Raw genomic sequence first — 15,248 nt, forward strand, 5'->3', positions numbered from 1 at the left:
CTTATCGACTTAAACTCAAGCCGACCTATAATTTAACCTTGCTCTAATGAGACTTGACGGAGGATTATCTCAGTTAAGGGCTATCGCTTGCAAGCCATCACAGCTATTTATAATGATTTTATTATTATTCATGATTTTTTCAAAGTAAAAACCCCTTGATTAAACTATTGAAATACAGCTGCAAAATATAAATTAAGTGATATATAACAATATTATAAAATAATAAACCAGCTAAAAAATAGCTGGTTTATTTGAATGTTATCGCAACGCTTTTTATTATAACTTTTCTGTCACAATCTTAGGCGTAACGAAAATTAACAGTTCTTGGCGCTCATTTGTATCGGTCGAGTTTCTAAATAAGAAGCCAACTAAGGGGATATCACCCAATATTGGCACCTTACTTACACGACTGATTAAATTTTGCTGGTAAATACCACCAAGAACAATTGTCTCACCATTATCAACCAGCACTTGCGTCCCGATACGTTGAGTATCAATTGCAACGGCTTCACCTGTTGCTGTAGCGACGGTTGTTCCTTGAGAGTCTTGAGTAATTTCAAGATCAAGGATAACACGGTCATCTGGGGTGATTTGCGGCGTGACACGTAACGATAATACCGCTTTTTTAAATGTCACGGTTGTTGCACCACTTGATGCCGACTCAACGTATGGAATTTCCACCCCTTGCTCAATATATGCCGACTTTTGATTAGATGTGGTAATACGTGGACTTGCGATAATTTCGCCTTTATTTTCTTGTTCAAGTGCACTTAACTCTAAGTCAAGAATAGTGCCATCGGCTAGTTTGGCGACATGAAAAGCGATGCTGGTAGCCGAACTCGCTGCGGCAGGTAAATTAACGTTGAGGCGGTCGTCAATGCTTGGAATAACACCATTAGCAATGCTGGTTGCGCCATCAATAGTGCCCGATGTGCCCTTAGACCCTTGCTGATCGGTTATCCCCCAACGAACCCCTAAATCTTCACTGACATCGTCTTTAACGGTCACCATTCGAGCTTCAATGAGTACTTGTTTAATTGGAATATCAAGCACTTCAATTAAACGGTGTACATTACCTAAAATCTCAGCGGTGTCTTTTACTAATAAAGTATTTGTACGCTCGTCCACTGCAACGCTGCCGCGCGATGATAATAACGTTGAATCGGTCGTTTTAAGTAACTCTGCAATATCCACGGCCTTAGCATAGTTGATTTGTAAGTATTCAGAATATAGCGGAGCTAATTCTTTTACTTCTTGACGATTTTTAAGATCATTACTTTCACGAATAGCCAGCTCTTCACTGGGCGCCACCATTAAGATATTGCCCTCAATACGCTTATCGAGACCTTTGGTTTGCAAAATAAGATCTAGCGCTTGGTCCCAAGGTACATCATCTAAACGTAAGGTGATTTCACCTTCTACGGTATCACTCGTAACAAGGTTAAAGTTGTTATAATCTGCAATAATTTGCAATACGGTACGTACTGAAATTTTTTGGAAATTTAATGATAATGAGCGGCCATTATATTTCTTAGCATCTTTTGTTACAGACACTCTTTCCACTTTATCAACACTGACTTTAAATATATTACCGTCTTGGCGATAGTTGTAATCATAATTACCATCAATATCAACCAAAATACGCGCAGTTAAATCATCTTTAAAGGTTTCAAAACTATTCACTGGTGTGGCAAAGTCTTGTACGTCCATAACGTAAAGTAAATCATTGCCAATATCTGTGTTATACAGTTTTATTTCCAGTTTTGAACCGACTTGTTCAACATTGGCGGCAACAGAGCGATTGCTAAGATTAAATAATATTTCGCCTCCACCGGTTTTATTGCGGCGAAAATCAATACTGCTAATACTATTCACAAATGGATTATTTGCTTGTACAGGTCCTGCGACAGAATCATTTATAGTTAATCGGTAGCTATTATCAACAATTTTACCCTGGTAAGGTTTTACTTTGTTCATGGCAACGACAATATCTAAATCGCCACCTTGTTGTTGTGTAGTTAACTTTTGCACGCCTACAACATTGACCGGAATATTGTCTTTATTTAAGTTAGATATCGTGTCAGAGAAACTCAAAATAATCTCTGCTGGATCTGCTGATAAATTAACCGATGGGGAAGTGATTGATGATTCAAAAATTAATTCTAATTCTAATTGATGATCAACCATTGAATGGTATTTAACGTCCATAAGGCGATTTGCAGCTATCGCACTAGGTGCTAAACCAATAAATAATACGGCACCTAAAAATGCTCTACTAAATAGTAACCCTGTTATTGCTTTTTTCATCGCGGCAGAAGATTCCATTATTCCCTCATCCTTCGCACGTTATTTTCCTGATAATTCTAAATTGCTGGATCTTTCAGACCAACAACCAGAACCATCGGGGATTAATTCTATAATTTCGATAAATTGCGGTGTTACTTTAGCAATTCGGCCATGATAAAGCCCTAAATACTCTCCCACACCCATGCGATAAACATTGGCATCACTCGATTCGACTAAAGCCCAAATGGTATCACCGTCACTCAGTGTCCCACGCATCCGTAAATTATCTAATGCATAAGTTTCTAAACGGCCTTTACGCCGCTTCAAATCTGGTTGTAAACAATCTTTCGAAGTATCAATCACTTCCTCTGTCAATTCTCTTGATGGAGGAACAAACGGGCTGCGCATGAGTTCTGCTTGATAAGCAAAATGTTCAAATTTTGGAGTTTGTTTTAATGGCGGAATACGGGCAACATGTTGCGCCTTTGTCGTGGTAACAAATAGTTCCAAATCGCCACGTTCACCAATACAACCACTCAATAAAAACATCATCAATAGCAATAAAGGCAAAAATTTCATTATTTTTTCCCCTTATTGTTTTGGTCTGTTAATTCAGCCCCTTCCTTAAAACGATAGGTTTTAGCGAGAATATCCATCGATAACCCACCGGCATCATTTTGCTTAATAACAAAGTCATGCAAACTGACAATACGGGGTAATTTTGCTACGCCACTAACCATATTCCCCATTTGATGATAATTACCTACAACGGACATCTTTATTGGAAATTCAATATAAAAATCACGCTCAATTTCATTATCCCAATCTAAACTGTTAATTCTCAGTCCCGCATCTGTCGCCACAAAAGTAAGATCGTCTAACAAACCAGGCATTTCATTTTCAGACGGCAGCATTTTAAGTAACTCAGCAAATTGCACTTCCATCACACCAAGTTGTTCACGATATAGCTTAAGGTTAGACGCTAAACGGTATTTAGTCTCAAAATCGTCCCGCAATTGAATTTCTTTCTGCTGTTCAGATTCCATCTTTGCCACTGCATCTGAAATAAACAGGTAATAACTGGCGCCAATAACACACAAAGATAGAAAAGCAGCAAACACAACTTTAACTAACTTGGGCCAACCACCAATATTATCAAAATCAATATCGTTAAATTGATCTAGGTCGAGATTCATTTTCTCGCTCCTTGGGTCGCATCAACATCCATAAGATATGAATCATCACGTATTGTGACACGTAATTTAAAACGCTGTAATTGTCTTAACTCTTCATTTTGCGTCACAATAGATTGCATGCTCGGGTCATTAAGATAAGACGATGCTTTCACTTTTCTCATCATATTGGCGACGTTGTTATTTGATTCGCTTCGCCCATCAATCAATAACACACTCCCCTTTTTCTCTATACTTGAGAGATAAATACCAGGAGGTACGACTCGAACGAGTTCATCTAAAACATGAGTCGGCAAATTACGCGACTGCTGTAAATTAAGAATAATTTCAGTTCGACGCTCAATATCTTTTTTACGTTCAGTCACTTTCTTGATTTCTGTAATTTGGATATCAAGTAAGCGGATTTCTGAAACAAGGTATTCATTGCGTTGACGTTGGTCATCTATCACAACTTCTAAAAAACCTAAGAATAAATATATCGCTAATGATGTTACTAAAAAAACTAACGCTAAAATGCCGATATAATCGCGCTTTTGCTTTTCTCTTGCTTCTTCACGCCAAGGTAATAAATTTATGTTCGCCATTGAGCATAACTCCTTAGCGCAAGACCACATGCCACCATATATTTACTGATATTAGGCTGTAGCTGACTTTTCATCACATCATCTGCATTCAAACAACCCTGAAAAGGGTCGGCAATAATAGTGTGCGTATTTAATTCGTTACTAAGCAGCTCAACCATTCCTTCTAACTTAGCGGTACCACCACACAACACAATATAATCGACTTTTTCTCGCCCGCTGGCTGTGCAGTATATTTGTAGTGTCCGCTTAATTTGTTGCAGCAATTGCATCTGAAACGGTGATAACACTTCAAACATATAATTTCGCGGAAGTTGGCCTGTAATTTTTGCGCGTTCAGCCTCATCATGAGGCATACCATAAAAGGATAAAATTGATTGGGTAAATAACTCGCCACCGAAAGCTTGTTCACGTATAAATGTCGTCTCACCGTGCTCAACAACAGAGAAAGTGGTCATGTTGGCGCCAATATCGACCATTGCAATTGATTTTTGAGTGGCATCATCGGGTAATTGACCGTAAATTAATTCAGCTGAACGCCCGAGAGCATAAGCTTCTACATCAACAACTTTGACATCAAGCTCTATGGCATCTAAAGCGTCTACACGGGAATCAATATTCTCGGTTCGACACGCACTAAGTAGCACATCGACTTTTGTGGGGTCTGTAATATTCGGTTTTAGTCTTTCAAAATCAATACTGACTTCATCGAGTGAATAAGGAATAAGATTGTCTGCTTCAATTTCAATTTGCGCTTCCATTTCCTCTTCATTTAATGAAGTATCCATATAAATAACCTTGGTCATTACAGCGGAACCAGAAACCGCAACTGACGCAAATTTAACCGACTTAGATAGCCCTCGTTTAATCTGTCTTAAAGATTCAATTACGGCTTCAGAATCACGAATATCATGATCGACCACAGCGCCCTTTCTAACAGGCACTGCAGCATGATTCTGAATTTTGTATCCATCCGCAGTCTTGCTCAACAATATGGCTTTTATTTCATGGGATCCAATATCAATCCCGACCATTTGAGGTGCTTGACGCTTCCATAACTTTGAAAGCATAGTTCGTCATCACATATCTATTTTTATTTTCTAAGAGATTAGCACATAATCAACTCGTTATAAGTATTTGGATAAAATGTTTCAGCATTTTACAAATACAATTTAGTTATTTCATGTTTTACTTCACCAAAAACTCTCCCGCTTATATACTAGCGACACTATTTTTAATTTTACTGGAATTGACGAGTGAAGTGGTTTAAACGTTTCGTGATCGCATTTTTTAGCCTATCACTACTTGGCATTGGCGCTATAGCCGCTGCTTACTTTTATGTGCTGCCAGACTTACCTGATGTTAATTCACTAAAAACAGTCCAATTACAAACTCCTCTGCGTATTTATAGCCGTGATGGCAAACTTATTTCTCAATTTGGTGAGAAACGTCGTATACCCGTTGAATATGAAGACGTTCCCGTTCAGTTAATTAATGCGGTGCTGGATACAGAAGATGCACGTTTTTTTGAACATAACGGTATCGATCCAATCGGAATCATCCGTGCGGCAATTATTTTGGTAACCACGGGGAAAAAGAGTCAAGGTGCAAGTACTATCACTCAGCAGGTTGCACGAGGATTTTTCTTATCAAATGAGAAAACTTACATCCGTAAGATTAAGGAAATCTTTCTTGCTCTTAAAATTGAAAAAGCACTCACCAAAAAAGAAATTTTAACGCTTTATTTAAATCGTTCGTTTTTAGGTAATCGCGCCTACGGTGTCGGGGCCGCTTCTCAAGTTTATTATGGTAAAGAATTAAGCCAACTTACATTACCTGAAATGGCAATGATTGCCGGCTTACCACAAGCACCGTCTGCTGCCAATCCAATTAGAAATCCAGAACGCGCGATATCTCGCCGCAACTGGGTGCTGAGCCGTATGCTTGAAAAACGTAATATTACTCAAGCAGAGTATCAAGTTGCAATTAATAGTCCCTCTACCGCGAAATATCATGGTGCTGAAATCGATTTATATGCGCCATATATATCAGAAATGGCACGGGATTATATGATCCAGAAATACGGTGAAGAAGCAGCCTATACCAACGGTTACAACGTCTATACGACGATATCATCGGACTTACAGTTGATGGCGCAGGAGTCATTAAGAGATAACGTTTTTGCTTATGATCAACGCCACGGTTATCGTGGTGCAGTGGCTGAGTTATGGACTGATACACCGATAAGTAATGAAGATATTACAGCTGTTTTAAAACGCACACCTTCTATTCAAGGCATTATCCCCGCAGCAGTGATAAGCGTAAAAGATCAACAAGCACAAGTCATCGATGAAAAGGGCAAACTGATAACTCTCGAGTGGCAAGGGTTAAAATGGGCACGGAGATTTATTAGCGATAAACGTCAAAGCTTACCTCCTAAACAAGCCGCTGAAATACTCACAGCGGGCCAACAAGTGTGGATCCGCCATAATGGTAAACATTGGCAATTATCACAAATTCCACAAGTATCTAGCGCAACCGTTTCACTTGAACCGCATGATGGTGCGATTAAAACATTAGTCGGAGGATTTAGTTTTAGTCAAAGTCAATTTAATCGAGTGATCCAAGCTAAACGCCAATTAGGTTCCAATATTAAGCCTTTTATATATGCAGCAGCATTAGAAAAGGGCTACACATTGGCAACACTGATTAATAACGCCCCCATTAATAAGCCAGATACCCGCCAAGGTACGGCATGGCGCCCTAAAAACTCGCCTGATATCTATGGTGGGCCAACACGTTTACGAGTTGGGTTAGCTCAATCTATTAACGTCATGTCAGTCAGGGCAATGCGTCATACCGGTTTGGATGACACCATCAAAAAATTACAACAGTTTGGTTTTGACCCAAGTGATTTACCTCGAAATGAATCATTAGCACTTGGCTCACCTTCAGTGACGCCGCTACAAGTTGCCACGGCATTTAACACTTTTGCCAATGGTGGATTTCTGGTTGAACCTTATTTTATTGATCGTGTTACCGACTCATACGACAACATTATTGAGCAGACCATTCCTGCCATTGCCTGTAATAAACCTGATTTAACAATTGAAAATCCTATAACCGTGACAGATCCATTTGCTGATATGGCCTCCGATATATCACCACAAAATGTCACGTCATCAACAGCAACTGTAGATGCTGCAGATGTTGCAATTTCCGTTGAACAGAACATTTGCAGTAACCCTAAAGCACATTTTGCCAAACAAGTTATTTCTGAACAAACGGCATTTTTGATTACTGAAGCGCTAAAGAGTGTTATTTGGGGCGGAGGAGATTGGAGCCATGGTACTGGATGGAACGGCACTGCATGGCGGGCAGCTAAACTCATTAAGCGTCATGATATTGCCGGTAAGACAGGTACCACAAACGAGTCTCGTGATACTTGGTTCAGTGGTTTTAACCCTACGTTAACGGCTACATTCTGGGTTGGTTTCGATGATCACGGTCGTCAACTTGGTCGCTCGAGTTGGATGGCTAATGGCGAACCGGATCAAATATCTGGTGCAGAAGCAGGCGCAAAAACCGCAGGACCGGGATGGAATGACTTTATGAATAAAGCGCTTGCAGGAACAGCCGAGGCATCGGTAATACCACCTAAAGGTATTGTCTCTGCTCGAATTGATTTAGCGACAGGTAAGTTAACCCGAAAAACCGACTACACCACCGAGTTTGAATATTTTATTGAAGGCACAGAACCGAAAGAATATGTCACCGAAACCCAGCAAAGTGGTGACATCTTTATCGATAACGCTGCTGAAGACCTATTTCAGTAAAAGCGATACGATTTCACAAGCTAGAAAGCCGTTCACTTGAATGGCTTTCTACTGGTGAAATAATTTGAAAAATAAACGTTATTCTGGCATCAATAATTGATGCAACTCCGTTAAATTACGCACTTGATAACTGGGCAAAATATCATCAGTCACGGGTTCGCCGTGGTGATTTAGCCAACAAGTGTCAACGCCAGCATTTATCCCCCCCAAAATATCAGAATGAAGGGTATCCCCCACCATCAGTACATGTTGCTTTTCGGGCATTCCCATTAAGCTAAAAGCATGGTCAAAAATAGCAACATCGGGTTTAGCTTTACCTAATTGCTCAGAAATCACCACTGGGTCAAAGGCATCTTGAAAACCTGTACGGCTCAAACGCACACTTTGTAACTCAGTAAAACCATTAGTAATAATACCAAGGTTTACCTTACCGCTTAATGAGTTAATTAATGTTCTAGCCCCAGGTAACGGCTCACAGATATCGGCCATGGCCGTCAGAAATAAGCTGTTTAAATGTTGCGGCGTAACAGACAGTTTATTGGCCCAGTGGGTAAAGCGAGTATGTTGTAAATGCGTAGCACTGATTAAACCTTTCTGGTAATCGACCCATAATGGTTTATTCACTTGCTGATAAACAGTAAAGTCATCGATGTTAAAATCAACATCGAAACGCGAAAACATTAACTTTAACCCCGCAAAAGCATCGAAATGAAATAATGTTTCATCCGCATCAAATAAAATCCATTGATATTTATTGAGCATATTTGGCATGAACTCAGTCCTTATTTTTTTCAAATAAATAATGGGAGTAGCTGTTTTTCTTGTTTTAGCAGACTTTGATAAATCGTTAATTGGTTAATACCACGATCAAGATTATGGTTTTGATAGTTCACTCCAAAATAAACATCGCCATTTAAATAATCAGTTAAAAAACGTGTACCCAACATTAATGACATCACTTTAATACCTAACCACAAACTGTGTTTTTCGAGGGGGGTAATAATGTCTTTAAGGGGTTCAATATAGCCACTAACAGCAGCTTCAATAATCTCAGGCCGTGCATACACATTGGCTAAATTGATCGAATCTTCAGGCTCTGGAGAACAAAAAGCACGCACCATGTCGCCAAAGTCATACATCAAATAGCCATTCATACAGGTATCTAAATCTATAATCGCTAAGCTGGAACCATTTCGTTTATCAAAAAGCATATTATTGATTTTAGTATCATTATGACATATTCGAACAGGTAAATCGGCTTCATATTTTACCAGTGTCGCCAATAGCTCTGTTTGTGTTAAACACAAATCCACCCATTTTCTACAATGGGTCAATCGGCCTTGGGTATCATTTACCTGTGCATCTAACAACTGAGTAATACGCTGAGGTAAGTTCAAGAAATTAGGGATAACATCAACAATATGACTGGGTGGTAAATCGCTCAATGCGGCGGCGAAGTGCCCAAAAGCCTTAGCCGCCAATACCGCTTGATCTGCTGTATTAACAACTTCCACCGTATCGCTAAAGGGTAAATAATCTATTGCTCGCCAAAACCCTTGCTCTGCACAATCCAAATACAACGCCCCAGACATAGTGGCGATAGGACAAACGACCTGTAATGGATATTGTTGTTGGCATTTAGTGAGTAAATGCTGACTAATAATTGCAGCATTTTGAATGATGAGTTTCGGCTCAGTAAATATTTGAGTATTAATACGTTGCAGAACCATCGATTTCGATTTTTCATTCACTAAAAAAGTATCATTGATATGCCCATTGCCTAATGCATCAAGCGAACTATGCAGGCCGCTAAAACCAAACTGAGGCAATATATTTTTGCGAATAAAATTAATCAATCAAACAACTCCGACATTATATTTATCTAAAACCTACTCATTATTCTTGTATTAATTACTGACTCAATATGGTTTCAAATTTGGGGTTTTGCATTAAGGTCGCTTGACTACCTTTTAAACTAAAATCATAACCACACAACTTAAAGCTGCCTCTAAGAGCGACATTATTCACTATGGCATGCATATCCAATGGCGTGAATCGAGCTTCAGTAGCGCCATCCTGCAATAAGTCCACTGCGATGGGTCGGTAGCGACTCCCATCATTAAACTCCAGGTTGCTACAGGTTTTATCGCCTTTTGCGGTCGCTAAACTCCACAATTGCTGTGCATCACCTCGATCGCCTAACCATCTCACAATAAGAATATTATCTTCTAGGGCTAACCAAAAACCATCTGGTAACTTAACCATCTGTCGTACATTAACTTTCTGCTCGGTATCCACGATTGCAGTTGGCTTATTTTGCTCTACATCATCACTAGAAAAAACATTGATTAAGGTAAAAATCAAATACACCACCACACTGACAACGCATAACGCCACGATTATTTTACCTAAAAAAATCAGCTTTACATGATGCAACTTAGCCACATTAAGCCAAGATTTAGCAAGCTCAGTAATCGACCCTGATTGTAGTGCATCCTGATCGACATACAGGGGTTGATAACGAGTTGATGCCGCAGGCTCAGTGTTATCAATTTGATCTATGTGCTTATTCGATTGATGTAATGGATGCTTATCGACATCAACAGAATGGGAGGCAATAAACACATCCTCGTTTTCAGACTCTGCATAAGTCGGCGTAACAAGGCCTTTTATCACAGGTTCTTGACGATTGTGGACAGAACCAGAATGCGAGACCTGCACCATATTGGGTCCGTTATAGCCTTGCACATAGTTAATTGAATTTTTTGTCGGTAAAAAAGCAAAATAACCACCACACGCTAGACCAAATAAGAAAATGCCAGCAAGCACACCTAAAGGCGCTATAAAGTAAGTTGAAATACCAAAAAGCAATACAGGTACAACGCACGCTATCGCTGCCACAATTGATTTATTAGCATCATTTAAGCGTCGTATAGCTGACAAGCCCACAATAGGCATGACCATTAAGGTTATAAACAAATTTAATAAACTCGCAGGAAACACAATAGCAGCAATAGTTAGCAGTAAAAATGCAGCTAATATTATTGCCATTAACCTTAAGCCAGAGTCACGACCGTCTCGGCACAACAGGGTTTTCACAAACATCAATCATTCCTATTTATTTACAAAACAGCTCGCTAAATATCAGAATTTGTCGATACCGCTTCGCTGGTATTACATGGTTTTCGTAACCAAAACTAACAAGCATTATTAATAGCGCAAAGCCTACAGAAATTATCCTATAAAGCCAGATCCAACCTAGGTTTTGGATGACATTTTTATTCTCTCTACTATGTGGCACATTCGAACCAGATTATTATCCATTTACGACACGTAACACACATCACCAATCTCTATGATTGCGCTAGCATAACCCTACTGTTAACGAGTATAATATTAAGCTTTCTTAATGAATAATCGGATGAGAAACCCTATTTATGAGCACTCGTGGAAATCTTTTTATTGTGTCAGCCCCTAGTGGCGCAGGTAAATCATCACTTATCTCTGCACTGTTAAAAGATAAACCCAGCGATAAACAGGTTTCTGTGTCGCATACAACCCGTAAACCTCGCCCCGGCGAAGTCGATGGACAACATTACCATTTTGTTACCGTTGAGCAATTTAAAGCATTAATTGCACAAAATGCGTTTATTGAGTGGGCTGAAGTCTTTGGTAATTTTTATGGCACCTCCAAAAGTGTCATTGAACACACCTTAGAAAAAGGTATCGATGTGTTTCTTGACATTGATTGGCAAGGCGGCGAACAAGTTAAAAAATTAATGCCCGACACTATTGGGGTATTTATTTTACCGCCTTCAAAAGCCGAGCTTGAGCGCCGATTGACAGGCCGAGGTCAAGACAGCCAAGACGTAATTGCTTCACGTATGGCACAAGCCGTTTCTGAAATGTCACATTACACTCAGTATGAATTCGTGATTGTAAATGAAGATTTTGATAGCGCATTAGCCGATTTAACGGCAATTATTCGTAGCCAACGATTAACCTGTGCTAGTCAGCAGCATGCTCACAATGATATGCTTGTTGATCTCTTGGCAGATTAATTGTCATAGTGTACAATTTTGCGTCATTTTTTCCCTTAGATAACACTGGAGTTTCAACACATGGCTCGCGTAACTGTAGAAGACGCCGTAAATAAAATCGGCAACCGTTTTGATATGATCCTGGTTGCAGCGCGTCGTGCACGCCAAATTGCCGTTCAAGGTAAAGACCCTATGGTTGATGAGATGAATGATAAGCCAACGGTTATCGCATTACGTGAAATCGAATTAGGTTTAGTCACCTCAAATACTTTAGATGCTGATGAGCGCCAAACTGTCCGTGAACGTGAAGCAGCTGAAATTGCCGCTGTCGCAGCCATTGCAGAAGGCCACGTTTTATAAGGAGTAGCGCCACTTGTATCTGTTTGAAGGTCTAAAAGAGTCAGCATCCAGCTATTTAGAGCCGGATCAAGTAGAATTACTCAAGCAGGCCTATTTGGTTGCGCGTGATGCCCACGAAGGGCAAATGCGCACAAGTGGCGAGCCTTACATTACCCATCCAGTTGCGGTTAGCCGCATCTTGGCAGACATGCGCCTCGACCACGAGTCGCTTATGGCTGCCTTGCTTCATGACACCATCGAAGATACCCCTGTCACCAAAGAAGAACTCACTGAGTTGTTTGGAATTACAGTGGCAGAACTCGTAGAAGGTGTATCAAAGCTAGACAAAATTAAGTTTCGCGACAAAAAAGAAGCCCAAGCGGAAAACTTCCGCAAAATGATGATGGCGATGACTCAAGATATTCGAGTTATTCTCATTAAATTGGCAGACCGAACCCATAACATGCGGACATTAGGTGCTCTTCGGCCTGATAAACGTCGACGTATTGCGCGCGAAACCTTAGAAATTTACGCCCCAATTGCCAACCGATTAGGTATTCATAATATCAAAATCGAGCTTGAAGACTTAGGTTTTCAAGCCTATTACCCGATGCGACATAGAGTGATCCGTGAGGTTGTCAAAGCCGCTCGCGGGAATCGTAAAGAACTAATAAAAAGTATCGAGGTTGCCATTGAATCCCGCCTTGAAGAAGCTGGAGTTCCAGCCACAGTAAAAGGTAGAGAGAAAAACCTGTATTCAATTTATCGTAAAATGCGTAGCAAAGAGCTGCAATTCCAAGAGGTTATGGATATATACGCATTTCGCGTAATTGTTGACTCTATTGATACGTGTTATCGCGTTTTAGGGGCTATGCATGGTTTATATAAACCTCGCCCTGGACGCTTTAAAGATTACATCGCCATACCAAAAGCTAACGGATATCAGTCGCTACATACTTCATTATTTGGCCCTCATGCCGTTCCTGTTGAAGTGCAAATTCGCACCGAAGAAATGGATCAAATGGCTGACAAAGGTGTCGCTGCACATTGGATGTACAAGAATAACACCGAAGCGGCTCAACAAAATACGACCCAAGTTCGTGCTCATAAATGGATGCAAAGCTTGCTTGAGTTACAACAGAGCGCAAGCAGCTCATTTGAATTTGTTGAAAACGTTAAAACAGAGCTATTCCCTGAAGAAATTTATGTGTTTACCCCAGAAGGGCGCATTTTAGAATTACCCGTTAATGCCACCGCCATCGACTTTGCTTACGAAGTGCATACCGATGTAGGTAATACCTGTGTCGGCGCTAAAGTTAACCGTCAAGCATATCCGCTGAGCCAACCGCTAATCTCGGGGCAAACAGTTGAAATTATTACCGCTAAAGGTGCTCGTCCTAATGCTGCATGGCTCAACTTTGTCGTAACGGGTAAAGCTCGTGGTAAAATTCGTCAGGTATTAAAGAGTCTTAAAGGCGATAACGCTATCGCATTAGGTAAGCGTTTATTAAACCATGCCTTAGGCGATACAAAGCTTGAAACCATTCCTGCCGAATTACTTGAGAAAGTGATCAAAGAAACCAAACACACATCTTTAGACTCGCTGCTAGCAGATATTGGCTTGGGCAATGCCATGAGCATTGTGATTGCCCAGCGCTTGGTAGGTGAGCAGTTTGATTCGCAAGATAGCAATAAAGAAAAACCACAAATGCCCATTCGGGGTGCCGAAGGTATGTTGGTCACTTACGCCAATTGCTGTCGCCCAATTCCTGGTGATGCAGTCATCGCCCATGTAAGCCCAGGAAAAGGCTTAGTCGTGCATATGGAAAGTTGTGCCAATATTCGTGGTTATCAAGGTGAACCAGACAAGTACATATCGGTGCACTGGGATAATGTTGAAGGCGCAGAATACCAAGCTAACCTTCGCGTTGAAATTGTTAACCATCAAGGTGCGCTTGCCAAAATCACCTCAATTATCGCCTCTGCGGGCTCAAATATTCATAACCTCAGCACCGAAGAGCGTGATGGCCGTGTGTATTTGATTAATTTACGCATTTCAGTTAAAGATCGCGTCCATCTTGCAAACGTTATGCGTCGGATCCGCGTATTACCTGAAGTCTTACGTACTTCTCGTAACCGTTAATTACTGATAACAATAAAGAGAGCACAACATGGCTGAAAAAATTATCATCGCAACCGACAGAGCCCCACAAGCAATTGGGACTTATTCACAAGCGGTTAAAGTTGGCAATACCGTTTACCTTTCAGGTCAGATCCCTTTAGATCCAAAAACCATGACCATGGTAAGCGATGACTTTGCTGAGCAAGTCGTCCAAGTGTTCGAAAATTTAACTGCTGTATGTGACGCTGCAGGAGGAAAAATGAGCGATATTGTAAAATTAAATATCTTCCTGACCGATCTGTCTTATTTCGCCACAGTAAATGAAATAATGAGCCGTTATTTCCAACAACCGTATCCTGCTCGCGCCGCCATTGGCGTCAAAGAGTTACCAAAAGGATCATTGGTTGAAATGGACGGGATCATGGAAATTTAGTCAAAACTGTGATTTTTTAAAGGCGCCTAGAGCGCCTTTTTTATTATCTGTTCGTTTTCCACTGTAGAGTATTTATACCAATCTCATTAAATATCTGGTCAGTTCAGAGTCTCTCAGGTTTTTCAATGCAAGGCACATTGATGTAGAAATGGTTGTTCCCTTTTAAATCGATGTAACACAGAAGTGGAATACCTGAGAGACGCCATTCTGGAGGGTTTAAAAGTCCTTTATGCCTCGTTAGATGCTTTCAAAATACGACTGCATGGTCTATTTTTTTTCATAAAAAATAAGACATTCCCACCATCCATGGCGGTCAGATGCTGGAGGTAGAGTAACGCAGGAGCTTGTTACCGAGGATCACTATTCGCTTCAATCATCTGCCTTGCCTACAGCACTTTGAACTCCCGCTGAAAGATCA

13 protein-coding genes are annotated in these 15,248 nt (G+C 40.5%); 5 read left to right on the forward strand and 8 right to left on the reverse strand.

The window, feature by feature from the left end; translation table 11 throughout:
- Positions 1-276: 276 nt before the first annotated feature.
- Genes pilQ through ACWXWT_RS08465 form a run of 5 tightly spaced genes read right to left on the reverse strand, consistent with a single transcriptional unit; the run spans position 277 to position 5,130 of the window.
- Positions 277-2,325 (reverse strand): type IV pilus secretin PilQ, encoded by a 2,049-nt coding sequence (gene pilQ, locus ACWXWT_RS08445; protein ID WP_456041165.1) that lies wholly within the window; start codon positions 2,323-2,325, stop codon positions 277-279.
- A gap of 21 nt (positions 2,326-2,346) precedes the next feature.
- Positions 2,347-2,865: a pilus assembly protein PilP gene (locus ACWXWT_RS08450; protein ID WP_456041166.1), complete on the reverse strand. Its 519-nt coding sequence runs from the start codon at positions 2,863-2,865 to the stop codon at positions 2,347-2,349.
- Positions 2,865-3,482: a type 4a pilus biogenesis protein PilO gene (locus ACWXWT_RS08455; protein ID WP_456041167.1), complete on the reverse strand. Its 618-nt coding sequence runs from the start codon at positions 3,480-3,482 to the stop codon at positions 2,865-2,867. The genes ACWXWT_RS08450 and ACWXWT_RS08455 overlap by 1 nt, the downstream gene beginning before the upstream one ends.
- Positions 3,479-4,063, reverse strand: coding sequence for a PilN domain-containing protein (locus tag ACWXWT_RS08460; RefSeq protein ID WP_456041168.1), 585 nt, complete (start codon positions 4,061-4,063; stop codon positions 3,479-3,481). Before ACWXWT_RS08460 ends, ACWXWT_RS08455 begins: the two co-directional genes overlap by 4 nt.
- Positions 4,051-5,130, reverse strand: a complete 1,080-nt coding sequence (locus ACWXWT_RS08465; RefSeq protein WP_456041169.1) for a pilus assembly protein PilM — start codon at positions 5,128-5,130, stop codon at positions 4,051-4,053. Before ACWXWT_RS08465 ends, ACWXWT_RS08460 begins: the two co-directional genes overlap by 13 nt.
- A 186-nt stretch (positions 5,131-5,316) precedes the next feature.
- Here ACWXWT_RS08465 and ACWXWT_RS08470 point away from each other — a divergent pair, with 186 nt between their 5' ends.
- Positions 5,317-7,896 carry a penicillin-binding protein 1A gene (locus ACWXWT_RS08470; RefSeq protein WP_456041170.1) on the forward strand — a complete coding sequence of 860 codons (2,580 nt, stop codon included), beginning with the start codon at positions 5,317-5,319 and terminating at the stop codon, positions 7,894-7,896.
- A 78-nt stretch (positions 7,897-7,974) separates the two neighbouring features.
- On the opposite strand, the gene yjjG is transcribed toward ACWXWT_RS08470, so the two are convergent.
- The 3 genes from yjjG to ACWXWT_RS08485 are packed head-to-tail and all read right to left on the reverse strand — an operon-like array spanning position 7,975 to position 11,001.
- Complete coding sequence (yjjG, locus tag ACWXWT_RS08475; RefSeq protein ID WP_456041171.1) at positions 7,975-8,667, reverse strand: pyrimidine 5'-nucleotidase; 693 nt, start codon at positions 8,665-8,667, stop codon at positions 7,975-7,977.
- 20 nt (positions 8,668-8,687) lie between these two features.
- Positions 8,688-9,752: a phosphotransferase enzyme family protein gene (locus tag ACWXWT_RS08480; RefSeq protein ID WP_456041172.1), complete on the reverse strand. Its 1,065-nt coding sequence runs from the start codon at positions 9,750-9,752 to the stop codon at positions 8,688-8,690.
- 55 nt (positions 9,753-9,807) lie between these two features.
- The gene (locus ACWXWT_RS08485) at positions 9,808-11,001 is read right to left on the reverse strand and encodes a hypothetical protein (protein ID WP_456041173.1); all 1,194 of its coding nucleotides are present in this window, start codon (positions 10,999-11,001) and stop codon (positions 9,808-9,810) included.
- Between the two features lie 332 nt (positions 11,002-11,333).
- On the opposite strand from ACWXWT_RS08485, the gene gmk reads away from it, so the two are divergent.
- The 4 genes from gmk to ACWXWT_RS08505 are packed head-to-tail and all read left to right on the forward strand — an operon-like array spanning position 11,334 to position 14,830.
- Positions 11,334-11,957: a guanylate kinase gene (gmk, locus tag ACWXWT_RS08490; protein ID WP_456041174.1), complete on the forward strand. Its 624-nt coding sequence runs from the start codon at positions 11,334-11,336 to the stop codon at positions 11,955-11,957.
- Positions 11,958-12,017: 60 nt separating this feature from the next.
- Complete coding sequence (gene rpoZ, locus ACWXWT_RS08495; RefSeq protein WP_456041175.1) at positions 12,018-12,296, forward strand: DNA-directed RNA polymerase subunit omega; 279 nt, start codon at positions 12,018-12,020, stop codon at positions 12,294-12,296.
- Between the two features lie 13 nt (positions 12,297-12,309).
- Positions 12,310-14,418: a bifunctional GTP diphosphokinase/guanosine-3',5'-bis pyrophosphate 3'-pyrophosphohydrolase gene (spoT, locus tag ACWXWT_RS08500; RefSeq protein ID WP_456041176.1), complete on the forward strand. Its 2,109-nt coding sequence runs from the start codon at positions 12,310-12,312 to the stop codon at positions 14,416-14,418.
- Between the two features lie 28 nt (positions 14,419-14,446).
- Positions 14,447-14,830, forward strand: coding sequence for a RidA family protein (locus ACWXWT_RS08505; protein WP_456041177.1), 384 nt, complete (start codon positions 14,447-14,449; stop codon positions 14,828-14,830).
- Positions 14,831-15,248 lie beyond the last annotated feature (418 nt).

It is taken from the genome of Shewanella sp. A22 (assembly GCF_053850585.1).